General features: G+C 67.7%; 15 protein-coding genes. 7 read left to right on the forward strand and 8 right to left on the reverse strand.

Going from position 1 to position 24,766, the window contains the following annotated elements:
• The first annotated feature begins 2 nt into the window (after positions 1 to 2).
• Genes ACVILH_RS28295 through ACVILH_RS28315 form a run of 5 tightly spaced genes read left to right on the forward strand, consistent with a single transcriptional unit; the run spans position 3 to position 11,577 of the window.
• Positions 3 to 287 (forward strand): hypothetical protein, encoded by a 285-nt coding sequence (locus ACVILH_RS28295; RefSeq protein WP_456715818.1) that lies wholly within the window; start codon positions 3 to 5, stop codon positions 285 to 287.
• Between the two features lie 15 nt (positions 288 to 302).
• On the forward strand, positions 303 to 2,129 hold the full coding sequence (locus ACVILH_RS28300; RefSeq protein ID WP_456715819.1) for an amino acid adenylation domain-containing protein: 1,827 nt from the start codon (positions 303 to 305) through the stop codon (positions 2,127 to 2,129).
• A gap of 50 nt (positions 2,130 to 2,179) precedes the next feature.
• A complete protein-coding gene (locus tag ACVILH_RS28305) occupies positions 2,180 to 9,808 on the forward strand; it encodes an amino acid adenylation domain-containing protein (RefSeq protein ID WP_456717096.1) in 7,629 nt (2,542 codons plus the stop codon).
• Complete coding sequence (locus tag ACVILH_RS28310) at positions 9,805 to 10,680, forward strand: class I SAM-dependent methyltransferase (RefSeq protein ID WP_456715820.1); 876 nt, start codon at positions 9,805 to 9,807, stop codon at positions 10,678 to 10,680. Before ACVILH_RS28305 ends, ACVILH_RS28310 begins: the two co-directional genes overlap by 4 nt.
• 12 nt (positions 10,681 to 10,692) lie before the next feature.
• The gene (locus tag ACVILH_RS28315) at positions 10,693 to 11,577 is read left to right on the forward strand and encodes a class I SAM-dependent methyltransferase (protein WP_456715821.1); all 885 of its coding nucleotides are present in this window, start codon (positions 10,693 to 10,695) and stop codon (positions 11,575 to 11,577) included.
• Here the strand turns inward: ACVILH_RS28315 and ACVILH_RS28320 are convergent.
• The 4 genes from ACVILH_RS28320 to ACVILH_RS28335 all read right to left on the reverse strand — a co-directional run bounded on the left by ACVILH_RS28320 (position 11,568) and on the right by ACVILH_RS28335 (position 19,022).
• The gene (locus tag ACVILH_RS28320) at positions 11,568 to 12,473 is read right to left on the reverse strand and encodes a methionyl-tRNA formyltransferase (protein WP_456715822.1); all 906 of its coding nucleotides are present in this window, start codon (positions 12,471 to 12,473) and stop codon (positions 11,568 to 11,570) included. The genes ACVILH_RS28315 and ACVILH_RS28320 overlap by 10 nt on opposite strands.
• A 1,045-nt stretch (positions 12,474 to 13,518) precedes the next feature.
• A complete protein-coding gene (locus tag ACVILH_RS28325; RefSeq protein ID WP_456715823.1) occupies positions 13,519 to 16,662 on the reverse strand; it encodes a multidrug efflux RND transporter permease subunit in 3,144 nt (1,047 codons plus the stop codon).
• Positions 16,663 to 16,692: 30 nt separating this feature from the next.
• Entirely contained in the window at positions 16,693 to 17,868 is a 1,176-nt protein-coding gene (locus tag ACVILH_RS28330; RefSeq protein WP_456715824.1) for an efflux RND transporter periplasmic adaptor subunit, read from the reverse strand.
• Positions 17,869 to 18,467: 599 nt separating this feature from the next.
• The gene (locus tag ACVILH_RS28335) at positions 18,468 to 19,022 is read right to left on the reverse strand and encodes a hypothetical protein (RefSeq protein WP_456715825.1); all 555 of its coding nucleotides are present in this window, start codon (positions 19,020 to 19,022) and stop codon (positions 18,468 to 18,470) included.
• Between the two features lie 325 nt (positions 19,023 to 19,347).
• On the opposite strand from ACVILH_RS28335, the gene ACVILH_RS28340 reads away from it, so the two are divergent.
• Together ACVILH_RS28340 and ACVILH_RS28345 are read left to right on the forward strand one after the other, a co-directional pair.
• The gene (locus ACVILH_RS28340) at positions 19,348 to 20,304 is read left to right on the forward strand and encodes a dienelactone hydrolase family protein (protein ID WP_456715826.1); all 957 of its coding nucleotides are present in this window, start codon (positions 19,348 to 19,350) and stop codon (positions 20,302 to 20,304) included.
• 100 nt (positions 20,305 to 20,404) lie between these two features.
• Positions 20,405 to 20,890: a hypothetical protein gene (locus ACVILH_RS28345; protein ID WP_456715827.1), complete on the forward strand. Its 486-nt coding sequence runs from the start codon at positions 20,405 to 20,407 to the stop codon at positions 20,888 to 20,890.
• Positions 20,891 to 21,056: 166 nt separating this feature from the next.
• On the opposite strand, the gene blaOXA is transcribed toward ACVILH_RS28345, so the two are convergent.
• The 4 genes from blaOXA to ACVILH_RS28365 all read right to left on the reverse strand — a co-directional run bounded on the left by blaOXA (position 21,057) and on the right by ACVILH_RS28365 (position 24,716).
• Entirely contained in the window at positions 21,057 to 21,875 is an 819-nt protein-coding gene (blaOXA, locus tag ACVILH_RS28350; RefSeq protein WP_456715828.1) for an OXA-1091 family oxacillin-hydrolyzing class D beta-lactamase, read from the reverse strand.
• A gap of 80 nt (positions 21,876 to 21,955) precedes the next feature.
• Complete coding sequence (locus ACVILH_RS28355; RefSeq protein WP_434858723.1) at positions 21,956 to 22,240, reverse strand: EscU/YscU/HrcU family type III secretion system export apparatus switch protein; 285 nt, start codon at positions 22,238 to 22,240, stop codon at positions 21,956 to 21,958.
• Positions 22,237 to 23,871: a flagellar hook-length control protein FliK gene (gene fliK, locus ACVILH_RS28360; RefSeq protein ID WP_456715829.1), complete on the reverse strand. Its 1,635-nt coding sequence runs from the start codon at positions 23,869 to 23,871 to the stop codon at positions 22,237 to 22,239. Before fliK ends, ACVILH_RS28355 begins: the two co-directional genes overlap by 4 nt.
• 62 nt (positions 23,872 to 23,933) lie before the next feature.
• Positions 23,934 to 24,716 carry an ATP12 family chaperone protein gene (locus ACVILH_RS28365; RefSeq protein ID WP_456715830.1) on the reverse strand — a complete coding sequence of 261 codons (783 nt, stop codon included), beginning with the start codon at positions 24,714 to 24,716 and terminating at the stop codon, positions 23,934 to 23,936.
• Between the last annotated feature and the right edge of the window lie 50 nt (positions 24,717 to 24,766).

The raw sequence follows: 24,766 nt of genomic DNA on the forward strand, positions 1-24,766 counted from the left end.
CGATGACCGAGGCCCATGACAAGGACGACGCGACCGTCGACGCCGCAACGCTCGGACTGAAAGCGATCGATCTGCAGCCGCTGCTCAACTACGCCCAGGCCGCCATCAACCAGGTGCTCGGGCCGCTATTGGCCGGACGCAACGAGAGCGTCCAGATCATGCGCAAGCACATCCTGCGCAGCGAGGCCGAGCTGCTGCGCGGCCTGCTCGCCGTGGTCGAGAAGGAAGAGCAGCGCGCTGACAGCGGCCCCAAGGAGCGCCGTCCGCAACGTGTTCCGGTCGATTAGGTCTTGGCTGGAATCATGAACGGGATCGGCTCGCGCATGATCGTCGACCCCGAGCTGTCGCTGGCCTGGCACGACCACCCGGAGCCGGAACGCGGCAGCATTGGCGATCTCGTCCGCAGCGCGGCCGCGCGCGCGCCCGATCTGCTGGCGCTGATCAGCGCCGCCGGCACCATGACCTATCGCGAGCTCATCGCACGTGCCGATCATGTTCGCGCCACCTTGATCGCCCGCGGCGCACAGCGCGGCGACTTGATCGCCGTGCTCGCAAGCCGTCACCTCGATCTGCCGGCGCTGCTGCTGGGCGTGCTCGATGCCGGCTGCGGCTATGTTCCGATCGCGCCGCATTATCCCAAAGCTTTCACCGACAGCGTGCTCGCGATGGCGCAGCCGGCCTCGATCATCACGGCCAGCGGCATGGCGCAGCAGCTCGGCTCGGAATGGCGCGATCGCGTGATCGTGCCCGGCGCCATTGTCAGCGGCGTGCCAGCGCCGCCGGCCGCTCGCGCCTCGGACACCGCCTATGTGATCTTCACGTCGGGCTCGACCGGTCGTCCCAAGGGCGTCGTCGTCCGCCATGAGAACGTTACCCGGCTGATGGTCTCGCCGAGCTACGCCACGATCGACAGCCGTAGCGTCGCACTGGCTTTATCTCCTCCAAGCTTCGATGCCGCCGTGTTCGATCTCTGGCCGTTCCTCGCAGCCGGCGCGCGCGTGGTGCTGCACCCGGATGCGCCGCCGACGCCCGACAGCATCGCCGAGCTGGTGCGCCGTCATGGCGTCACGACGGCCTTCATCACGACGGGCCTGTTCAACCGGATCGCCGAAGATCGTCCCGACGCGCTCGCCGGCGTCGAGGTCCTGACCGGCGGCGAACGCGGCAGCGCCGAGGCCGCCTGGCGGATTCTCGATGGCGGCGCGAGCGCCGTCGTGCACTGCTACGGGCCGACGGAGACGGCCGTGTTCACCACGACCGCGCGTTTCACCGCCGCCTCGCCTCCCAGCGAGCCGTTCTCGATCGGCGGCCCCGTTGCAGGAACGGCCTGCTACGTGCTCGATCCCGATCAGCACCCAGTCGCGTTCGGCACGGAAGGCGAACTATGGATCGGCGGCGAAGCCGTCGCGACCGGCTATCTCGGCGATGTCCAGCTCACCCGCGAGCGGTTCCGGCCCGATCCCTTCCGCCCCGGCGCGTTGATGTATCGAAGCGGCGACGGTGTCTGCATGCAGCGCGATGGATCGCTGGTTTTCCTTGAGCGTCTCGACGAGCAGCTCAAGATCAGGGGCCATCGCGTCGAGCCCGACGCCATCGCGCGCCATCTCGAAGCGATCGATGGCGTGCGCGGTGCGATCGTGCTCTCGGCCGAGCTGTCGCCGGGCGATGTCAGGCTCCATGCGTTCGTGACCACGAAGTCTCAGAGCGGCCCTGTCGAAGCCGAGCTGCGCTCGCAGTTGCAGGCCGCCCTGCCCGCCGCCCTGGTGCCGTCGCGGATCGTGATCGTGCCGTCGTTTCCGCTGTCGGCCAACGGCAAGATCGATCGCGACGCGCTGCTGTCGCATCTCCGAACGGACGCAAGCAGCGAAACAACATTCAACGATCCCGATGAGGCAGCGGTCGCGGCGCTGTTCACGTCCGTGCTGAAGCTTGCACCGGCGAGCACCGACGACGACTTCTTCGACCTCGGCGGCGATTCCTTGTTGGCGATGCGCCTGCTCGGGCAACTACGCGCGCAGCTCGGCTGGCACGGCACCTTGCAGGACCTCTATGCCGACGCCACGGTCCGTGGCATCGGCAGACGCGTGGCGGACGCTGCGGCCGGGCCGTTCGAGGCGGGCGTGTTGTGATCGCAGCCTCGCTTCTCGCCACCCTTCAGAGCCGCGGCATCATCCTGTTCGTGGACGGCGAGCAGTTGCGCTTTCACGCCCCCGCGGGCGCACTCACCACAGAGCTGCGCCAGGCCATCGCAGCCCACCGGGACGACATCATCGCTCATCTGCGCGATCCGTCGCGCCTCTCGGCTGCCGAGAAGCGGTTGTGGTTCGCCAGCCGCCTCGCGCCGGATGAGGCGCCCTACAATGTCTCGGCAGCCTATCGCATGACGGGCGGTCTCGACATCTCCGCCCTTGAAGCGGCCTTCGGCGATGTCGTCGCCGCGCATGCCGCCTTGCGGACCGGTTTTCATGACGTCGATGGCGAGCCTGTCCGTGTCATTGCCCCAGCCTGTCGATTTCAGATCACGCGCCTCGATCGCTCTGAGGTCGCCAACCATGAGCGCGAGTCCGTCGCGCGCGACCTCGCCTCCTGCCTCACGCGACAGCCGATCGCGCTGGACCAACCGCCGCTCATCAAAGCCACTCTGATCCGCTTCGCCGATGACGATCACGCCCTCGTTCACCTGATCCACCACATCGTCACCGACGGCTGGTCGCACGCCGTTTTCTGCCGCGATCTGGCTTCGGCCTATCGCGCGCACTTGAATGACCAGGCTTGGCAAGCCCCGCCACGTCCCGTCATGGCTCGCCCCGCGGTCACGGTCCGCCAGACCGCACCGGCGCGATTGCCGGACGCAAGCCCCGCGCCGGTACCGCATGACGCGATCCGCCCGAGCGGCCGGCGCTTCGACGGCCACACCCTGGCCACACGGCTTCCGTCGCAACTGCATGCGCGCTTGCGCGCATTCGCCCGCCAGCAGCGGACGAGCGTTGCGACCACGCTGCTGGCGGTGCAGATGCTGCTCGTCGCCCGTCTGTCGGCCAGCCCGACGCCAATCATTGCCGTGCCAGCCGCGGGCCGCCGCGATGCCGCGCTGGCGGAACAGATCGGCTTCCATATCGACACCCTGATCGTCACAGCCGATTGCAGTCGCGCGACGCAGTTTGTCGATCTGCTCGGCCAGGTTCATGACAATCTCGCTGCTGCGCTCGATGCCCCGCACGATGAAGCGACCAGCGGATCGTCGCTCTCCGCCCTGCTCGCCGATCCCGCGCTCACGAGCTTCGCCTATCAGGCCACGCCCGACACACCGCTCGCGCTTGACGGTGTCGACGTCAGCGTCATCGGCTTCGAGCGGGGCACCACGCGCTTCGATCTCGAACTTCACGTCTGGCCGCTTGCCGGCCACGCTACATCGGCGCTGCTGGAGCCCGCCCCAGACAGCGAGATCAAACTGACCGAGGCTGACGCAGCCGATCAGGATGGCCTGCGCCTGATGCTGACCGCGCGCAGCGATAGCTTTACGCGCGAAGGTGCGGCGCGCTGGCTGCGCTGCTATGTCCATTTGCTCGATGCCTGCCTGGCCGCACCCGACGCCCACGTTGCCGACCTGCCGCTGGACCCGCCGGCCGACCTGCTGGCTCAGCGACAGCTGCTGGAGCGACAACGTGCGCTGCCCGGCGGCGAGGTCGGTCTCGCCACGCGCTTCAGCGCGATTGCCGCTGCGCACAGTCAGCGCATAGCGATCGAAGGCGATGACGGCCGGGCGCTGAGCTATGCTGAACTCGAGAGAGCGAGCCGCGCCCTTGGTGAACGGCTGGTCGCCGCTGGTGTCGGTATCGGCGACATCGTTGGTATCTCGACCCAACGCTCGGTCGAAGGCATCGTGATGCTGCTCGCCGTCATCCGCGCCGGCGGCGCCTACCTGCCGCTCGATCCGGCGCTGCCGCCGGCGCGGCTCGAGCTGATGCTGCAGCAAGCCGGTGTTCGCCACATCGTCACGACAGCCGGGCTGCGCGACGTGTTCGAACGGGCGCAAGTCGAGGTCATCGTCGCAGACGATGATCCAGCCGGGCTTGCGGGCGCGTCGCTGCCCGGAACGGAGCTGATTGGCGCCGGCCACCCGGCCTATGTCAACTTCACCTCGGGCTCGACCGGCATGCCGAAGGCAATCCTGGTGCCGCAGGGTGCGGTCGCCAATCTGGTGCTCGACACCGACTACGCCGCGCTCACGCACGAGGATCGCATCGCCCAGGCCGCGCCGCTCTCGTTCGATGCCGCGACCTTCGAGATCTGGGGCGCGCTGCTCAATGGCGGCTGCGTTGTGCTGTTGGACAAACAAACCCTGCTCGATTCCGATGCGCTGGCGCGCGTCCTGAAGGCCCGCGCAATCTCCGTGATGTTCCTGACCACGGCTCTGTTCAATCAGATTGCCCAGTCGAAGCCCTCTGCATTTGCGCCGCTGCGCCGCGTGCTGTTCGGCGGCGAGGCGGTCAACGCCGATCATGTCCGCCGCGTGCTCGCGGCAGCTCCAGCCGGCCGGCTGCTCCACGTCTACGGGCCGACGGAAACCACGACCTTCGCCACCTTCCATCCGGTCGAGCAGCTCGCCAGTCGCGCGGCCACGGTGCCGATCGGACGCCCGCTGCCGGGCGTGATCTGCCGCATCCTTGATGCCGATCTCAAACCTGTCCCGGCCGGCATGCCCGGCGAGCTCTGCATCGGCGGCAACGGCCTCGCCAACGGCTACCTCGGCGACACCACTGCCACCGACGCACGCTTCGTAACCGCTGCCGACGGCGTCAGGCTCTATTGCAGCGGCGATCTCGTGCGGCTCGATCCTCAAAACAACATCGAGTTCGTCGGTCGGAGCGACAATCAGGTCAAGATCCGCGGCCACCGCATCGAGATCGAGGAGATCGAGCTGACGCTGGCGCGTCATCCGGCTGTGACTGACGCTGCTATCGTGGTGTGCGGCGACGATGAGCAGAAGTCTCTGGAAGCCTTCGTCACTCTCGACGATGAGGGCACCGAGCCGGTTTCCATCCTGCGCTGGCTGCGACAGCAGCTGCCGGACTACATGATCCCGTCGGGGATCACCCGGGTCGCACGCATGCCGGTCAGCGATCATGGTAAGATCGACCGCGCCGCGCTGCGTCTCATGACGTCGGCGACGCCGACGCTCCCATCGGATGCCGAGGCAGCAAGCGATCTCGAAGCTGAGATCATGGCGATCTGGTCGCAGCTCCTCGCCCGCCCCATCGGACGCGACAGCGACTTCTTCGAGCATGGCGGTCACTCGTTGCTCGCCACCCGCGTGATCTCGCAGCTTGCGCAACGGCGCGGACTCGCCGTGCCGCTGCGGCTTATCTTCGAGCAGCCGACGCCGCGCCTGCTCACAGCCGCGATCGCGCTGAGCGCACCATCGGCGCCGGTCCGTGAGGTCATCGCCGGCAAGGCCGCGCCTGGCGCCGCGCCGCTGTCCTTTGCACAGCAACGGCTCTGGTTTCTCGAACGTCTCGATCCGGGCACGGCCGGCTACAACGTGCCGATCGCCTATCGGCTCGAAGGACCGCTCGACATCGACGCACTTCAGACCGCGCTCGACCACATCATCATCCGGCACGAGCCGCTGCGTAGCCGGATCATGGAACGTGACGGGCAATCCGTGCAGGAGCCGCTGCCGCCGATGCGCTGTCCGCTGCGCCTGATCGATGTCAGTGATCGAGCGGCGGCTGGCGAGCAGGCGCGCATGCTGGTTGCGGAGGCGGCGCTCGAGGCTTTCGATCTGTCGCAGCCGCCGCTGCTGCGTGCGACGCTCGTCCGGACCACCCCCGACAGCGCCGTGCTGGCGCTGGTGATGCATCACATCGCCTGCGACGGCTGGTCGCTCACGGTGCTGGCGCGCGAGCTGTCGCTGCTGATGAGCGGCGCCACCTTGCGTCCGCTGCCGCTGCGCTATGCCGATTTCGCTACATGGCAGCGCGACTGGTTTTCCGGCACACGTGCACGCGAGCAGCTCGACGCATGGTCGGCCCGCCTCGCCGATCTGCCGGAGCTGCGCCTGCCGCTCGATCATCGCCGTCCGACCAGGCAGTCCTATCGAGGCGGCATCGTGCCGATCACGATCGACGCCTGGACGACAGCGCGCCTGAAGGCGCTATCGGAGCGCAGCAATGCGACGCCGTTCATGGTGCTGCTCGCGGTGTACGGGGCGGTCATCGGCCGCGCCGCCGCGCAGGAGGATTTTGCGGTGGCGAGTCCGATCGCCAATCGCCACCACCGCGAGACCGAGGACCTGATCGGCTTCTTCGTCAACACGCTGGCGCTGCGGCTCGACTTGTCGGGTGCGCCGTCGCTCGAAACGCTGATCGCGCGCGTACGCCATGTCGCGCTGGACGCCTATCAGCATCAGGACCTGCCGTTCGAGCAACTGGTGGAACGCTTGCATCCTGATCGCGACCCCGCCCGCAATCCGCTGGTCCAGGTCGCATTCGCGCTGCAGAACGCGACCGACGACCGTCTCGTTCTGCCCGGCATCGACGCCTCGCCGTTTCCAGTGGACATCCGCACCACGCGGTTCGACATCGAGACTCATCTGTTCGAACGCGACGGCGCCATCGAGGGTCTGCTGGTCTATGCGACCGATCTTCTCACGACAGTCACGGCAGGCCGTCTCGCAGCGCAGTTCACCGCGCTGCTGGCGGCCGCCCTCGACGAACCTACCGCAGCGCTGGAATCGCTCGCCGCGGCGTCGGCGTCCGATCTGCTGATCCAGCAGCAATCGCTGGAGCGATCGCGTGCGCTGCCCGGCGGCAAGACCGGTCTCGCAGCGCGCTTCGCCAGCGTCGCTGTGGCGCATCCTCAGCGCCTCGCGGTCGACGGCGATGATGGCCGGACGCTCAGCTATGCAGCGCTCGATGCGGCAAGCCGCGCGCTGGGCGAACGGCTCGTCGCCGCCGGCGTCGGGCCGGGTGACGTTGTCGGCGTCCTCAGCGAACGCTCGGCCGATGCGATCGTCATGCTGCTCGCGGTGATCCGCGCCGGCGGCGCCTATCTGCCGCTCGATCCGTCGCTGCCGCAGGCGCGGCTGGCGCTGATGCTGGAGCAGGCTCGCGTGCGCCACGCCGTGACAACGAACGACCACCGCGAAGTGTTTACGCGCCTCGATCATCCGCTCGGCGTCCTCGTTGCGGACGACTATGACCGGCATCCGCACGCTATGCTGCCTGCGCCGGAAATCATCCGCGCCGACAGCCCCGCTTATGTCAACTTCACCTCGGGCTCGACCGGCACGCCCAAGGCGATCCTGGTGCCGCAGGGCGCCGTCGCCAATCTCGTGCTGGAGACCGACTACGCCGCGCTGACGCCTGCGGATCGCATCGCCCAGGCCGCGCCGCTGTCCTTCGATGCCGCGACCTTCGAGATCTGGGGCGCGCTGCTCAATGGCGGCTGCATCGTGCTCGTCGACAAGCAGACCCTGCTTGATCCCGATGCACTGGCGCGCGAGCTGCGCCGCCGTGCCATTTCGGTGATGTTCCTCACCACGGCCCTGTTCAATCAGGTCGCCCAGTTGCAGCCTGCGGCCTTCGCATCGCTGCGGCTCGTGCTGTTCGGCGGCGAGGCCGTCAATGCGGACCATGTCCGCAACGTGCTCGCGGCCGGCCGGCCCGCCCGCCTGCTGCACGTCTACGGACCGACGGAGACCACGACCTTCGCAACGTTTCATCCGATCGCGCAGCTCGCCGAGCGTGCCGCCACCGTGCCGATCGGACGGCCGCTGCCCGGCGTGATCTGCCGCATTCTCGATGCCGATCTCAGGCCGGTCCCGGCCGGCATGCCCGGCGAGCTCTGCATCGGCGGCAACGGGCTTGCGCTCTGCTATCTCGGCGACACCGACGCGACCAACGCCCGCTTCGTCACGGCCGCCGACGGCACAAGACTCTATCGCAGCGGCGATCTCGTCCGGCTCGATGCCGGCAACAATATCGAGTTCGTCGGGCGACGCGACAATCAGGTCAAGATCCGCGGCCATCGCATCGAGATCGAGGAGATCGAGCTCGCGCTCACCCGCCATTCCTCCGTCGCGGAGGCGGCCGTGGTCGTGCGGACGACGGACGAGGACAAGTTCCTCGAAGCCTTCGTCACGCTCAAGCCGGAGGTTGCCGCCGCGCATCACCAGCAGCACGGCCAGGCGTTCGTGTCCGACTGGCGCGAGCTGTATGAGATCACCTACGCGCCTGCCGCCGATGCGGCCGATGCCGATCTCGCCGGCTGGCACGACAGCTACACCGGCCGGCCGATCGCGGTGGCCGAGATGCGCGAATGGCAGGCGCGGACGACCGAGGCGCTGCTCGCCCTGAAGCCGCGGCGCGTGCTGGAGATCGGCTGCGGCACCGGACTGCTGCTGCGCGGCCTCGCTGATGCCGTCGAATCCTACCAAGGCACCGACTTCTCGCCGCCGGCCGTCACCGGCACGCGCGAGCTCGCACGCCGCAGCGGCTGGAGCCACGTCACCATCGAGCAGCGCGAGGCCAATGATTTCGCCGGCCTGCCGCAACAGCATTTCGATCTCATCATCCTCAACTCCATCGTCCAGTACTTCCCGAGCCGGGACTATTTGCGCCGCGTGCTCGACGGCGCGTTCGCCTGCCTCGCGCCATCAGGGCGGATCTATCTCGGCGACGTCAGATCGCTGCCGCTGCAGCGCCTGTTCGCCGTCTCCGTCGAGGCCCATCAGCACGCGCTCGGCGGCCCCGCCATTCTCGCCGGCGCCGCCAACCGCACGCGCTTCGACAAGGAGCTGGTGCTCGATCCCGCCTTCTTCACCCGCATCGCCGCCGAGCATGGCGCGACGGTGCGGCTTGCCGCCAAGCGCGGCACGGCGGTCAATGAGCTGACCAAGTACCGCTACGAGGTGGTGCTCGAGACTGGCGCCGCTCAATCATCGCCTCCTGCCCTCACCATCCCCTGGACCACTTTCGACGCAGCCGATCCGATCGCTGCGATGCTCGACGCCGCGTGTATGCACGGCTCGCTCTGCATCACCGGCGTGCCCAACGGCCGCCTGACGGACGATCTCAAGCTGCTCGCCTCCATCGACCCCGACACGGTGCCGCCCGCCGCCGCCCCGCATCCTGAGCAGCTCGCGGAGGCCGCAGCCGCGGCAGGCCGCGCAATCGACTTCGCGCTGTCCGAGCGTGGCGGCGAGCTCGACCTGCTGCTGTATCCGCACGGCAGCCGCCGCCCCGTCTCTGCCTTGGAAGCGTCGCGCACGACGAGGCCGTGGGCCGAGCTGTCCAACGACCCGCTGCAGACCGCGCTCGGCCGCAGCATCGGCCCGGACTTGAAGCTCCATCTCGGCGCCCTGCTACCGGACTACATGATCCCCGGCCAGATCGCGGTGCTCGAGCGGATGCCGCTGGCGCGCACCGGCAAGATAGACCGTCGCGCGCTGCCGCCGATCGCGGCCGCCGCGGAGGTGAATGAAGCCGCCGCGCCGGCTGGAGACGCCGAGCATGCGATCCATGCGATCTGGCAGGATCTCCTGCAGCGCGAGCGCATCGACCGCACCACCAACTTCTTCGATGCCGGCGGCCACTCGCTGCTGCTGGTGCGCCTGCTCCATCGTATCAACAGCCATTTCGGCCGCGAGCTTGCGCTGATCGACCTGTTCCGCGCCACCACCATTGCCGACCAGGCCAGGCTCGCGACCGAGGACAAGCCGGCGATTGCCGCGACACCGGATGTCGAGGACCGCGCCGAGCGCCGCCGCCACGCCCTCGCCGACCGCCGGCGGAGCCTGCGATGAGCTCGCCCGATCCCATCCCGTCTCCCGGTCTCGGCGACCGTCTCGGCGTTGAGCCGGCGCAGATCAAGTCGCGGGTGATCGACTTCTATAACGGCCTCAACGCCTATCTGTCCGACGGTAGCCTCGACGGCTATGTGCAGTTCTTCAATTGGGGCTACCTGCCGGTCGAGGGCCGTCCCGATGATTGGAGCGGCAGCCTGCCGGCGGCGATGCTCGATCGTCATGCCGTGCGGCTGGTGCTCGAGCTGCTCGGGCCGATCGGCGTCGACGGCTGCGACGTGCTCGACGTCGGCTGCGGCCGCGGCGGCACACTGGCCACGCTTGCTACGCGCTTTGCGCCGAAGAGTCTCACCGGCGTCGATCTCAACCCGACGAGCATCGCGCATTGCCGCCAGGCTCACGCCGATCCGCGCCTGCGCTTCTTCCAGGGCGATGCGGAGGATCTCGCCTTTGGGGATGCCAGCTTCGATCTCGTCACCAATATCGAATCCTCCAACGCCTATCCGGACATCGACCGCTTCTACCGCGAGGTCAATCGCGTGCTGCGGTTGGGCGGCCATTTCGCCTATACTGACCTGTTGCAGCCCAGCCAGTTCGCGCATGCGCGTAACTTTCTCACCGCCAACGGCTTCGTCATCACCGCGGATCGCGACATCACCGCCAACGTGCTGGCCGCGCGGCGCGAGGCGGCGCAGGTGCAGATGCGCGCCTTCAACGCGGACACTGACGGCGCGGCCGACCCGACACGCGCCGCCCTGATGAGCTACTTCCTCGCCCCCGAAGGCTCCGAGTTCTTCGATCATATCGCGGACCGCCGCTTCGAATATCGCGCCTTGCGGCTGCGCAAGGTCGCCGACTGCGTCGAGCTGTAACGAGGGACGCCGATGTCGAACGACGATCTCTACGATCTGCCCGACAAGGCGACCGCGCCCGAGGCGTTCAAGTCGCGTATCCAGCGCTTTTACGGCTATTGGAACCGACGCGTCGACGGCCTGCCATTCGGCGAGGTCAGCCTGTTCATGAACTGGGGCTATCTGCCGTCCGGCCAGGACGAGGCGCGCCTGCAGCCACGGCCCGATGCCGTCAACGCGAGCTCCGTGCGGCTGATCCTCGAGCTGGTCGGCGACACCGATCTCGCCGGCCGCGACGTGCTCGATATCGGCTGCGGCCGCGGCGGCACCGTGCACACGCTGCTGAACTACTTCCATCCGCGCGAGGTCACCGGCCTCGACCTCACGCCGGAGAACATCGCCTTCTGCCGCCGCGCCGTCGATGCGCCGCGCAGCCGGTTCCTGGAGGGTGACGCCGAGCAGCTGCCTTTCGCAGACCAGAGCTTCGACGTCGTGACCAATGTCGAGAGCTCGCACTGCTATCCGCACATCGCCCGGTTTTATGCCGAGGTGGCGCGGGTGCTGCGGCCGGGCGGCGCGTTCCTCTACACCGACGTGTTCGACCGCGACGACGTGACGGCGCGCCGCGCCGAGCTGAGCGCCTGCGGGCTCGACGTGCTCAGGGACCGCGACATCACGCCGAATGTGATGCTGGCGCGCACCGCCGAAGGCGATGCCCAGCTCGCGGAGTTCGGCGCCGCGGCGCCTCTCGAGGCGGACGATGTCACCACACAATCCGATGCCCGCGTCCTCGACCTCATCATGGCTCGCCCCGGCTCGGAGATGCAGGTCGCGATGACCGAAGGCCGCCTCTCCTATCGCATCCTGCGCGCACGCAAGCGCTCGGTGCTGGCGAGCCGGCTGCGTCGTCAGCGCTGATCAGCCGTCAGATTCACACCGACCAGACTGGCTGACGACAGCGTCGGCGGCCGCGCATGCTCGGTGATGCGGACGAGTCCGTCCGCAGCGGCGACCAATAGCTCGTCGTCCGTGGCCGCGATCACCTGTCCAGCCGTCGGATCAGCGGCAGCGACGTCACTCGCTTCCGCCCGCCAGATCAACAACGGCGCGCTGTGCCCGGCAACGAAGCTGCGCGCGGGCTTGAACGGACTGAGCGCGCGCAGCCGCCGCAGCACGGCCGCGCGCGGCTCGTGCCAGCGCAGCACGTCATCATCAGGCTTGAGCTTGCCGAAATAGCGCCGCGGCCCCGTCCCCGGCGCTCCACGCTTGCCAGCGAGCACGGCGTGCACCGCGCTCTGATAGAAGCCGACCGCGCCGTCGCGCAGCCGCTCCTCGACCGCGTCGCGATAGGGCTCGTCGTCGATCGCAATCCGCCGGGTGCGGATGATCGGCCCATCGTCGAAGGCGGCGCTCATCAGATGCGCCGTCTGGATGATCGCGGGCCAGCCTTCGAGAATGGCGGCGAACACCGGCTCGAGGCCACGCGCGCCGGGGATCTCGCCGGGATGCAGGTTGAGCACGCCGAGCCGCGGCAGCGCCAGCACCTCCGCCGCGAAGCGCTCGGGATGCCCCCAGTTGACGAACAGATCGGCGTCGAGCCCTCGCAGCTTCGCAATCGTCGCGGGTTCGTTGATCGATGGACCGACATCCACGACCGGCAACCTCCGCGCGGCCGCACGGCGCTCCACGCCGCTGCCGAGCGTCCCGCGCGGCGGCACGATCGCGCAGACCGCGCAGCCATCGGCGATCAGCGCGTCGGCGAGCTCGAAGCTCGGCACCGAGCTGCCGAGAATGGCGATCCGTGCTGCGACCATCGAGGTCTGCTCTCCGCTCAGTCACTCCATACCGCGCAAGGCGCGAGTCGGCACGGCCCCATTACCATCGTCCACTTCACGGCTGTCAAACAGCGTTGCCGGCGCGGCGCACGAACGCCACCGATGATCGGCCTTCAAGCATCGAGAGACATGACATCGCGATCCCGCGGCGGATACGCCCGGGCCTTTGCGTTCGTTCGTCCTCTTCCTACCAAGAAGAGGCACAGGGAAGGTCGGGAGCCTGCCGCCCCCATGGCCCCCGTGCGGAGAAAAATGCACGGGGTAGGAACCACAGGTTCGGCTGGGGACGTCCCGGCCTTCCCTGCGCGATGGTTTGAGCGGATTATACGTGATCTCCCTGGGGACCGGCTTGATTGCCCCCATCGCGAACGGATCATCATCTCCGCCCGCTTGACCTCGGCACCGGGAGGCCAGGACCACACGATTTCACCGTCGCATCGCTCCGTTCGTCCGCCCGGTCGAAACCAGGCTGCGGAGCAACGCGCCCACCGCATCGCGGACCCGACGTTCGTGACGATCGCGAAACGTCCCTCTTGGCGGGCCCGGATGCGCGAGAATGTGGATGTGATTTGCCCGACGCCGCAAGTGATCAGTCCGCGACAAACTGGCACGACGGGCAGTTGGCGCATGATGGCGATGCGCGGATTGCTCGTCGGGCATATCGGAGCCGTTTCGAGGCCCAACTGCAAAATTGGTCCGTGTGCCGGCGCCCGCGCTCGGTGAAGCCTAACGGGAAGACCGGGCTAAAGCATCGTAGCGGAACTTGTCGCGACGAGTCTGCCACACACTGCGATTTGCGGTTATGGGTCCCGGCGTTCGCCGGGACGACGGTGATGATGACGCGAGAGCCGGGCTAAACACTCTGCTGCCGTCCCGGCCTTGAGCCGGGACCCATATGCACCGAAGCTGGACATGAAGCGAGCTGGGGTCAGCCCAGCTTCAACTATAGGCGGCGGCGCTTGGCTCCCGCCCTTCGCCGGGGAGACGCGCAGGAGCTGCGCGTCTCAGCGACAAGCCAACACCCTTAATGCGCCGCCGAAGGCGCCTCCTCGTTCGGCGACACGGCGGCTGCCGGCTTGTCGCGCGTGAAGAAGCGGACCACGACGACGAAGAACACCGGCACCCAGAACACGGCGAGGAAGGTCGCCGTGATCATGCCGCCGAGCACGCCGGTGCCGAGCGCCTGCTGGCTGGCGCCGCTCGCCCCGGTCGCGATCACCAGCGGCACGACGCCCAGGATGAAGGCGAGCGAGGTCATGATGATCGGCCGGAAGCGCAACTCGCAGGCCGTGACCGTCGCCTCGATCAGCGGCGTACCGCGGGCGCGCAGATCCTTGGCGAACTCGATGATGAGGATCGCGTTCTTCGCCGACAGGCCGATGATGGTGATGATGCCCACCGTGAAGTAGACATCGTTCGGCAGGCCGCGCAGCCAGGCCGCGGCGACCGAGCCGATCAGGCCGAGCGGCACCGCGAGCATGACGGCGAACGGGATCGCCCAGCTTTCGTAGAGCGCGGCCAGGCACAGGAACACGAACAGGATCGAGAGGCCGAGCAGGAACACGGCCTGCGATCCCGCGAGCTTCTCCTGCAGCGACTGCCCGGTCCAGGCATAGCCAAAACCCTTGGGCAAGGTGCCCATCAGCCGCTCCATCTCGGCGATCGCATCGCCCGAGGTGTAGCCGGGCTTCGGGTTGCCGGTGATGCGCACCGACGGATAGCCGTCGAAGCCAACGACCTGGGTCGGCCCGACCACCCATTCGATGCGCGCGAAGGATGAGAACGGAACCATCTCGCCGGCATTGTTGCGCACGCTGTACGACATCAGGTTCTCCGGCTTGATGCGCTTGTCCTCATTGGCCTGGACGATGACGCGCTGCATGCGGCCGAGATTCGGGAAGTCGTTGATGTAGTTCGAGCCGAGGCTGGTCGAGAGCGCGCCGTTGATCGCGGCGAAGGTGACGCCGAGCGCGGCCGCCTTGGCGCGGTCGACCTCGAGACGGACGAGCGGCGCCGGCGGCAGCCCCTCGACGCTGAGCTTGCTCAGCACCGGCGAGGCCGCAGCCGCCGCGAACAGCTGGTCCTTCGCCGCCATCAGCGCGTCATAGCCGCGCTGCGAGCGGTCCTGCAGGCGGAAGCTGAAGCCCGAGGTGTTGCCGAGATTGTCGATCGGCGGCGGCGCCAGCACCGAGACCTCGGCATCGCGTATCTTCGCAAGCTCCGGATTGAGACGCGCGATTAGCGCGTCCGCGCTCTCGTTGCGGCCACGCTCCGACCAGTCCTTCAAGGTGACGAAGGCCTGCGCCGTGTTCGAGCCCTGGCCGTAGAAGCTGAAGCCGGCGACGAACGACACCGTGTCGATGCCGGGCGTCTCGGCGAGCTTCTTCTCGACCGTCTTCACCACGTCGAGCGTGCGGTTGGTGCTGGCGTCGGCGGGCGTGAGCACGTCGACCATCACGAAGCCCTGGTCGTCGACCGGCAGGAAGCCACCGGGCAGCCGCCACAGCGAGTAGCCGAGCCCAGCCAGCAGCAGCACATAGATGATCATGAACCGGCCGCCGCGCGCCACCACCCAGCGCGTCGCTGCGCTATAGCGGCTCGTCACCCGGCCGAACCAGCGGTTGAACCAGCCGAAGAATCCGCGCTTGGCGTGGCCGTGGCCCTGCTCGATCGGCTTGAGCAAGGTCGCGCACAGCGCCGGCGTCAGCGACAGCGCGAGGAAGGCGGAGAAGCCGATCGACACCACCATCGCGGCGGAGAACTGCTGATACATGATGCCGACCGAGCCGGGGAAGAACGCCATCGGCACGAACACCGCCATCAGCACCAGGGTGATGCCGATCACCGCGCCGGTGATCTGCTCCATCGCCTTCACGGTCGCCTCGACAGGCGACAGCCCCTCCTCCGCCATGATGCGCTCGACGTTCTCGACGACCACGATGGCGTCGTCGACCAGGATGCCGATCGCCAGCACCATGCCGAACATCGTCAGCACGTTGATCGAGAAGCCGAGGCTGAGCAGCACCGCGCAGGTGCCGAGCAGCGCGATCGGCACCACGATGGTCGGGATCAGGGTGTAGCGGATGTTCTGCAGGAACAGGAACATCACCAGGAACACCAGCACCACCGCTTCGCCGAGCGTCATCAGCACCTTCTTCACCGAGGCGGCGATGACCGGCGTGATGTCGTAGGAGACCTCGTATTTGACGCCGGGCGGGAAGAAGCCCGCAAGCTCGGCCATGCGCGTCTTGACCGCCTTGGCGGTGGCGAGCGCGTTGCCCGTCGGGGCGAGCTGCACGGCGACCGCGGCCGCGGGCTTGCCGTCGAGCCAGGATGAGAACGCGTAGGTCAGGCCGCCGACCTCGATCTTGGCGACGTCCGAGAGCTTGACGTTGGAGCCGTTGAGATTGGCGCGCAGCACGATATTGCCGAACTCCTCCGGCGATTCGAGCTGCCCCTTCACCAGCACCATGTTCTGCGTGCGCTGGGTCGATGGCGACGGCGGCACGCCGAGAATGCCGGAGGCGACCTGCGAATTCTGCGCCGCGATGGCGGCGTCGACATCCTGCGGCGTCAGCCCCAGGCCGAACAGCTTGTCCGGATCGAGCCAGATCCGCATCGCGCGCTCGGTCGCGAACAGCCGCGCGCGGCCGACGCCAGGCAGACGGCGCAGCTCCGGCACCACGTAGCGGGTCGCGACGTCGCCGAGGCCGATCTCGTCGAGACTGCCGTCGGTCGAAGTCAGCGTGACGAATTGCAGGATGGCGCTCGAGGCCTCGAGGATGACGACGCCCTGCTTGCGCACGGCCTCCGGCAGGCGCGGCTCGATGCGCTTGATGCGGTTCTGCACGTCGACGGCGGCGAGCTCGATGTCGGTGCCCGGCTTGAACTGGGCGATGATCTCGACCTCGCCGGTCGTGTCGCTCGTCGACTCGTAGTTCAGGATGCCGGAGGCGCCGTTGAGCTCCTCCTCGATCAGGCGGGTGACGCTGTAATAGAGGTTCTCGGTCGAGGCGCCCGGATAGGACGTCGAGATCGAGATCGAGGGCGGCGCGATGATCGGGTATTGCGCGACAGGAAGAAACGGAATCGACAGGATGCCGCCGAGGCAGATGAAGATCGCCACGACCCAGGCAAAGATCGGACGTGCGATGAAGAAACGTGACATGAAAAGGGTCTCCGGGCCGTTGGGCCGCGCTCAGTTCGAAGCGGACGGCTTGTCGGACGCCTTCCACGGCACCGGCTTGACGGCGCTGCCTGGCCCGAACTTCTGGAAGCCGTCGGCGACGATGCGCCAGCCTGGCTTCAGCCCATCCTCGATCAGCATGCCGCCATTGAGCGGACGGCCGAGCCGCACCGGCTGCAGGTTCGCGCGGCCCTCGTCATTGACGACATAGACGGCGCTGCCGCCAGCGGTGGTCCGCTGCACGGCCTGGGCCGGCACGACGATGCCGTCGGCATCGATCGCCTCCTCGATCTGAACGCGGACATACATGCCCGGGAGCAGCTCGCCCTCCGGGTTCGGAAACTCGCCGCGCAGCGTCACCTTCGCGGTGCCGGGATCGACGCTGACGTCGGAGAACAGCAGCTTGCCCGGGTGCTTGTAGATCGAGCCGTCGTCGAACACCAGGCGCACGCGGGCGGCCTCCGGCGAGACGCTCTTGAGCCGGCCTTCGGCGAGGTCACGCCTGAGCTGATTGAGCTCGGCGACCGACTGCGTGAAGTCGGCATAGACGGGATCGAGCTGCTGAATCGTGGCGAGATGTGTCGTCTCGTTCGGATTGACCAGCGCGCCCTCAGTCACCAGCGCGCGGCCGATGCGGCCGGAGATCGGCGCACGCACCGTCGCCCAGTCGAGATTGAGCTGAGCCTGCGCCACGGCCGCCTTCTGCGCCGCGACGTCGGCCTGCGCCTGGCGCTCCGCGGCAACGGCGAGCTCATACTGCGACTGGGTCGTCGCCTCGCCCTTCAGCAGGCTCTTGAGGCGATCCTCCTGCCGGTCGGCCTGATAGAGCACGGCCTCGGCCTTGGCGAGCGCCGCGCGCGCCTTTTCGAGCTCGACCTCGAACGGCGCGGGATCAATCCGGTACAGCACGGCGCCAGCCTCGACCATGGCGCCCTGCTGGAAGCTGCGCTCGATCACGATGCCACTGACCCGCGGACGCACCTCGGCGATGCGCATCGACGTGATCCGACCCGGCAAATCCTTGGTCAAGGTCACGGGCGCCGATTCGATCTTGACCACGCCGACCTCGGGAGGATTGCCCGCATGCGGCGCAGCCGCGCCGCCCTGGTCACTGCAAGCCGCAAGCATCATCACCGAGACTGCGCAGATCGTCGCGCCTGCGGAACGCATCACCTTCTCTCTCAACATGAAGCCCATCTAATCACGTCGCCGGCGCGCATAACTTCCTGCCTGCCGGAGCGATCGGAGTCGAGAGCTCCATTGCCCTTGCCTTCAGGTCGCCGCTCACAAACTTGGCGCGCCGTATACCACGGTCGCGAGCTGACGAATTTTCGTGCGGCGGTTACATAGGCGACCTGATAGCTCCCGGCCAGCTTCTTTCCTCAATAAAACCGCAGCTGCGACAAATACGCCGCGCGGTGTTACCGCGAGGCCCGACCGCGCGCACTTTGTCGCGCCCTCCGATCCGGCGCTATCATTGGGAAATAACAGGCGAAGCGGAGATGATTGAACGACGGCATCTCCGCCATGGATCAATGACTTGCAGAGATGTCGCGAGGTTATCAGCCAGCTTGTCGCAGCGATCCGTTGTGCATCGACATTCAATGAAGCAGCTCACGGATCGGTAACGATACTGTTATCTGGTGCCATCACACCGACCGTGAGGCCGGCCACGCGACGTGATCGTACGCGAGAGCGACGGCTTGGTGACGGCTCTCTTGCTGCTGTCATCAGCGGGTCATCATGACCACCCGCTTGGCAGCGGCCTCGCATGGCGGTGCTCATCATCACTGCTCGTCCTCCGGACGCAGCGGTGTCCGGTGCCAGTCGAATTCGCCGAGCAAGCGCGACGCGGCGGCGTCGTATTCCTCGCGGTAGTGATGGGCGTGAGCGCCGAGCGGCTCGAGCGACGCTTCGCTGAAGCCCGACTTCAAAAGGGCGTCCCTCACCGGCGCGAGCGGCTCGCCTTCGGCGAACAGCAGATTGTGTCGGTCCCAGATCAGGGTCTGGCGGGATTGCGGTGAGTGAACCCAGAGATCGTGCCGGCCATCACAACAAAAGAAGGAGACGTATGTTCTCAGGATGTCGTCGAGCGCATCCCGGCTGAGCTCGGGACTCTGATAGCGCCCGGGCTCCGCTTCGCCCCGCGGCGTATGGAGAATGTAGAGCAGGAAAAATGGCGGCGGCAGCAACGCGGTCAGCCGATGCAGGAGATCGGCGTGGTCGTCCGGCACGCTGAGAACGATCCGCTCCGCGCCGGTCGACATCCTGCGCTGCTCGAACACAGCGGGCGACGATTGCGCGAGCTCGGCTCCGTCGACCAGCAGTGAGAGCTTCTTCATTCGATCGTAGTCCTCTTACCGCTTCACACCACGTCGTCGCCGGCTGACCTGCCGCAATGCACCACATGCAACTGACAGAGCGGGTTCTCCACCGCTCTCAGTCCCGCCTCATCGCTTCGCCGTTTGACAGCGTCGCGGGGTCTCGTTCTACTCGTGCCACACGCCGCGGAACAAGTGGCGAGACAGGAAGACGGTCATGGAGCGACGCGTCGGTGGTGCAGCAGCGATGGTTGCTGTGCGCGAACATCTCGGTCTCACAAGGGCAAGACGATGTGCGGCATGGTGTGCGCGACGCACGATCGCGGCGGCCACAGCGATGCTTGCGATGGCTGGTCTGGGACTTCCCGGCATCGCCACGGCACAGGGGATCACCAAGGACGTGCCGGCGCGGGTCGAGATGCATCCGATCGCCTCGCTCACGCTGTCCGACCGGCAGTTCCTCTCCGGAGACGATGGCGGCAAGCCGGTGACGGTGGTCGGCGAGCTGCGCGTCGCTCAGGGCAGCGGCCGTCTGCCGGTGGTCGTGCTGATGCATGGCTCGGGCGGCGTCGGCGCCAACATCGCTGCGTGGAGCAGAACCTTCAACGCAATGGGGATCTCGACCTTGGTGATCGACGGCTTCACCGGGCGCGGCATCACCGCCACCAGCACCAACCAGGCGCAGCTCGGCCGGCTCAATCTGATCATCGACATCTATCACGCGCTCGACGTGCTGGCGAAGCATCCGCGCGTCGATCCCGACCGCATCGCGCTGATGGGCTTTTCGCGCGGCGGACAGGCCGCGCTCTATGCCAGCCTCGAGCGCTTCCACAAGCGCTGGAACACGTCCGGGCTACAGTTCGCCGCCTACATCCCATTCTATCCGGACTGCTCCACGACGTATCGCGGCGACACCGATGTGGTGGCGCGGCCGATCCGGATCTTTCACGGCGGGCCGGACGACTACAACCCGGTGCGGACCTGCAAGGCGTTTGTCGAGCGGCTGAAGGCAGAGGGACGCGACGTCGAGCTGACCGAGTATCCGGATTCGCCGCATGGCTTCGATCTCGGCCTGCTCGGCGCCAACATGCTCGCGATCGCGCCGAAGGCGCAGACGGTGCGCAACTGCCGCATCATCGAAGGCGACAGCGGGCTCCTGATCAATGCCGACACGCAGCAGCCCTTCACCTATCAGGACGCCTGCGTCGAGCTCGATCCGCATGTCGGCGGCAATCCGGCGACCGCGGAAGCCGCGCGTCAGGCCGTGACGGACTTCCTGCGCATGCTGTTCAAGCTGTCGTGACCAAAAATAGAACGATTTGGATCAATTTTTGAGGTGACAGATCGAACGGATCCGGTCTTGCTGCGTTGTCGCTCGCTTTTCGACGATGAAACGGAGCCCGATGATGCGCGCCTCTCGCCTTGCGATCCCCACTCTGCTCACCGCCCTCGCACTGGGCGGAGCGGCCCATGCGGCGCCCGCCTCGCCGTTCCGGGGGCTTGAAGGCTCCTGGACCGGCGGCGGCGTCATCAACCTGTCCGACGGCAACCAGGAGCGGCTGCGCTGCCGCGCGGCCTATGACGTCGGCGGCGCCGGCGAGCAGATGCGGCTCAACATCCGCTGCGCCAGCGACAGCTACAACATCGACCTCTCCAGCGACGTCGCATATCGCGGCGGCGAGATCTCCGGCCAGTGGACCGAATCGAGCCACAACGCCTCGGGGACGATCGAGGGCCGCGCCGTCGGCAACCGCATCGAAGCCCAGGCGCGCGGCCAGACGTTCTCCGCCGGGCTGGCGCTGACGACCAGCGGCAAGCGGCAGACGGTGTCGATCCGGCCGGCGGGGACGGACATCAAGGGCGTCGACCTGGAGCTGGCACGGCGGTGATGAAAACGTAGGGTGGGCAAAGCACCGCCGTCAGGCGGCGCGTGCCCGCCGCGGCCGCGACTCGGGCGAGATGGTGGGCACGGCGCGAGACACCACCGCTCACAACTAACGACGTGCCCTGCGCCTTTGCCCACCCTACGGCAGCCCGCTTATGTGGCTGCTCGTTTCAGAGCGCCCCGATGTCCTGCAGGCACGCCTGCGTCAAGCTCATGCGGGCCTCGACGTGGCGCGGCTCCGGGCAATCCATATTGAGCGCGAACACGGTCGGCTGGTCGCCCTTGTCGACCCAGCCGACCATCCAGCCGAGCGAGCCCTGCTCTTTTCCAAGCAGTCCGGACTTGGCGTGGATCATGGCATCGCCGACTTTAGTGGTCGGAATGATGTCGCGCGTGAGGTCCTGGCTGCGTTTCGAGACCGGCAGCGCGCCGCGGCGGAGACGATCGATGAAGTCGACCTGCTCCACCGGATCGATGCGAAGCGCGCCCGTCAACCAGAACTGATCGATGCCGCCGCCGATGTCGTGATTGCCGTAGTCGAGCTCCTCCAGGAATGTCTGCATCCGCTCAGGTCCGATGCGGCGGGCGATCTCCTGATAGACCGGCACCGCGGACACGGCGATCGCGCTGCGCAGGGTGTGATCCTTGTTCCAGGCCTCGATCGATCTAGTGACGCCGTCCCACTTGAAGATGTCCTTGTCGGGATCGTCGACCACGCCCGTCTCCAGCGCGATCAGCGAGTTCGGGATCTTGAACGTCGAGGCCGGCAGCCTTGCCTCGTTGGAGCGGTCGGTGTCGCTGGCGATGATGAGATACTCCTCGACCTTGTAGGCGAGGAACGTGCCCTTGGTGCCGAGCTCGGCGAAGCGCTGCGCGAGACCGGCGCGGATCTCGTTGCGCGGCGGCGCCACATGGGCGAAGGCACGCGCGGGCAACAGGCTGGCGCCGGCCATCAGGCCCAGCGCGTGGCGGCGGCTGATCATGGGCATGTGTCTCTCCGTCAGTGCAGCGCCTCCCTATCACAGGGCGATGGCAACCGAAGCATGACGGAGATCACAAATGCTGGGGGCTAGCGCACGGGCCGCGACAGATTGAGCACAAACACCAGCACTTCGGCGACCGCCTTGTAGAGCTCCTCCGGGATCTCGTCGCCGAGCTCGACATTGGAGAGCGCGCCGGCCAGCACCTCGTTCTCCTCGATCGGGATGTCGTGCGCCTTGGCGACCTCGATGATCTTGGCGCCGATCGTGCCCTTGCCCTTGGCGACGACACGCGGCGCGCCGCCCTGGCCCTTCTCGTAATGCAGGGCGACGGCGAGCTGGGTCTTGTTGGCGGCCTTCACGTCGATGCTCATAGCGCGCGATCCAGGAAGTGGCCGGCCTTCGGCGGCATCACCGCGGGTGGCGCGCCGTCCTGCACGACGAGATCGCCGGGCGAGAGTTCGGCGCGGCTGAGCGCCTGACTGAGTTCGGAGAGACCGGCGCGCAGCCGCGCGGCGGTCGCGGGACGCTCTGCCCACATCCGCACCGAGGTGCGCTCGGCATTGAACGAGACCAGCGCATGCACCGGACCGGCAGGCTCGACATCGAGCGAGAAGCGCGCGCGCCAAACGCGCTTGGCGGCTTCGGCTGCTTGCGTGCCGCCGTCGCGCGAGATCTCGAATTGCGCCATCGCCGTGCCCTGCGGCGTGGCGAAGGGGATCTCGAAATTCCAGCGCGGCTGCGTCGGATCGTTGCGCGGGGCCGAGGCGTCGGGACGATCGGGCAGTGAAGCGACTTGCAGCAGGGTCTGGCGCGACAAAGCCTGATCGGTCTCGTCGAGCAAGCGGTGGACGATCGCCGGCAGCGGCGAGCCCTGATTGAGCGTCGGCGTCGCGACGTGCTGCGGCACCGGCGCGCCCCCCCGAAATGGCGGTGGCGGCGTGTTGGTGCGGACGACGACCTCGCCGCGAGCGTTGCGACCCGGAACCAGGCCGGCGGCGCGGGGGATCTGTTGCTGCGCCTCCTGCAGCACGGCCAGAACCGCGCCGGGGGTCAGCGACTGCGCCTTGGCGCCGGTCAGGCTCTCGATCAGCGCAGAGCCGGTGAAGCCGGCGGTGGCGTCCGGGCGTCCCATCGCTGAGGCCCAGGGCTGAGGCGGCAGCTCGATGTCGAGGTCAGGCACCAGCGACGGCGCGGCGTTCTGTTGCGCGGCGGCGGCGCGGCCGGCTTCCGACAGCACCGAGGCATAGGACGCGCCGGGCTGCGGCGTCGACGCGGTGGTGCCGGAATCAACCGTCTGCAGCACCGAGGCCAGCGTCTGGCGCAGCACGATCAAAGCCGCCTTCAGGTCCGAGGGTGCCGAGGCCGTGCTGCCCTTGGCGAGCGAGGTTTCGAGAAACAGGCCGGAGTTCTGGACGGCGGCCTGCACATCATCGGCTCTCAGCGCCGCTGTCAGCGGCGTCTGCTGCGCCAGCACCTGGGCGACGGCTGCGCGCAGCGCGGGCGTCAGGTTCGGCGAGTCGGCAACGGCCTGGAGATCGGCGAACAACTGGCCCTGGCTGCCCTGGCGGGTCGCGGCCTCTTCGCTCGCGATCGAGACGGCGAGCCGCTCCAGGCCGGTGAGCGGATCCGGCTGCGGCGCCACGGCCGGTGCGAGGCGGCCGGTGACGTCGACGACGGTGGCTGCTGGTGTCGGCGTGCCGCTGGTGCCGGAGGCGGTGCCCTGCCCGACGATCGCGAGTTGCAGGCCTTGCGCGGTCTGCGACACCGCGACCTGCACGCTCTGGCCGGCCTGCAGCGGCAGCTCGGTGGCGAGCTCCATCGACAGATTTCCGATCGCGACCTGGACCAGATTCTCCGCGAGCACCTGCTGCACCCTGGCGCTGATCAGCGCACCGGCCTGCAAGGTGGTGCCAGTTGGCGCAGTCGCCGTCGCGCCGGTCGCCGCGGTTCCCACGCTGCGGACGGCGCTCACTGATGGCGGCGGGGTGACACTCTGGACCATGCGCGTACTCGGGTTACGCGCGGCAGACTAGCGGCTCGCCCTAAACCCGGCGTTAACCGGCCTCAGATGGCGGCGTCGACCGCCCCGAGGATACGGACGGCGGCGAGGTAGTCGACCTCCCGGGCGGCGCGGCGGCTCATCGCCTCCTCGTCGGCGCCCCATTGCTCGATATTCCAGTCCTCGTCGACATTGGCTGCGGCCCAGACCTGGCCGGCATCGCGCACGCCATGCGCCAGCGCGAGCGCCAGCAGCGCCGAGCCGGTCACGGTGGTCACGACATGCGCCGCCGCCACCGCCCACGGGCCGGTCGGCAGCGCCTCGCGCGCGGCCTGCACGGCGGCGTCCGGCTGCGTCACGTGCATGATCCCTTCGGAGAGGATGAAATGCGCGCCGAGCGTATCGCGCGCCCAATCCAGCACCGGGTCCCAATGCTCGGCCTCGCGGGCGACCAATCCCTCGGGATGGCCGGCGCGGTAGAACAGCAGGTCGGACTGGAGGTATCTGGCCATATCAGCGCGCACGTCCTCGACGCGGTCGACCACGGATTGGACGACGCTGTTGGCAAATCGCGTCAGCGGCATCGTCGCGGGATCGATGGTCTCGCCCTGCGCGCCCCACTCCGCGGCCACCGCCTCCGCCAGCTCCTTCACGGGAACGACCACGACGCGGCCCGAGGGCGTGCGGATCGGCCGGCCGTCGAGCGTGACGTGATGGCCGCCATCGGCCTCGGCCGTGCCAGCCTCCTTGTAGAAGCGCTTGCGCTGCGGTGCGCGCATCGCCTGCCGCGCCGCCTCCTGCGGATCGGGCTTGCCCTGGCCGACCACCTCGTCAAACAGCTCACGCATCGGAATTCCGGCCCTCTCGCAGGGAAGATCACACAAGATCTGTTGTTTGC

It is taken from the genome of Bradyrhizobium sp. USDA 4353 (assembly GCF_054063215.1).

Bases quoted from the DNA above. Each gene is read 5' to 3' on its own strand.
- ACVILH_RS28335 (WP_456715825.1), bottom strand. From the start codon at position 19,022: ATGAAGAAGCTCTCACTGCTGGTCGACGGAGCCGAGCTCGCGCAATCG.
- ACVILH_RS28315 (WP_456715821.1), top strand. From the start codon at position 10,693: ATGTCGAACGACGATCTCTACGATCTGCCCGACAAGGCGACCGCGCCC.
- fliK (WP_456715829.1), bottom strand. From the start codon at position 23,871: ATGGTCCAGAGTGTCACCCCGCCGCCATCAGTGAGCGCCGTCCGCAGC.
- ACVILH_RS28320 (WP_456715822.1), bottom strand. From the start codon at position 12,473: ATGGTCGCAGCACGGATCGCCATTCTCGGCAGCTCGGTGCCGAGCTTC.
- ACVILH_RS28310 (WP_456715820.1), top strand. From the start codon at position 9,805: ATGAGCTCGCCCGATCCCATCCCGTCTCCCGGTCTCGGCGACCGTCTC.
- ACVILH_RS28345 (WP_456715827.1), top strand. From the start codon at position 20,405: ATGATGCGCGCCTCTCGCCTTGCGATCCCCACTCTGCTCACCGCCCTC.
- ACVILH_RS28300 (WP_456715819.1), top strand. From the start codon at position 303: ATGAACGGGATCGGCTCGCGCATGATCGTCGACCCCGAGCTGTCGCTG.
- ACVILH_RS28325 (WP_456715823.1), bottom strand. From the start codon at position 16,662: ATGTCACGTTTCTTCATCGCACGTCCGATCTTTGCCTGGGTCGTGGCG.
- ACVILH_RS28295 (WP_456715818.1), top strand. From the start codon at position 3: ATGACCGAGGCCCATGACAAGGACGACGCGACCGTCGACGCCGCAACG.
- blaOXA (WP_456715828.1), bottom strand. From the start codon at position 21,875: ATGCCCATGATCAGCCGCCGCCACGCGCTGGGCCTGATGGCCGGCGCC.
- ACVILH_RS28365 (WP_456715830.1), bottom strand. From the start codon at position 24,716: ATGCGTGAGCTGTTTGACGAGGTGGTCGGCCAGGGCAAGCCCGATCCG.
- ACVILH_RS28330 (WP_456715824.1), bottom strand. From the start codon at position 17,868: ATGTTGAGAGAGAAGGTGATGCGTTCCGCAGGCGCGACGATCTGCGCA.
- ACVILH_RS28355 (WP_434858723.1), bottom strand. From the start codon at position 22,240: ATGAGCATCGACGTGAAGGCCGCCAACAAGACCCAGCTCGCCGTCGCC.
- ACVILH_RS28340 (WP_456715826.1), top strand. From the start codon at position 19,348: ATGGCTGGTCTGGGACTTCCCGGCATCGCCACGGCACAGGGGATCACC.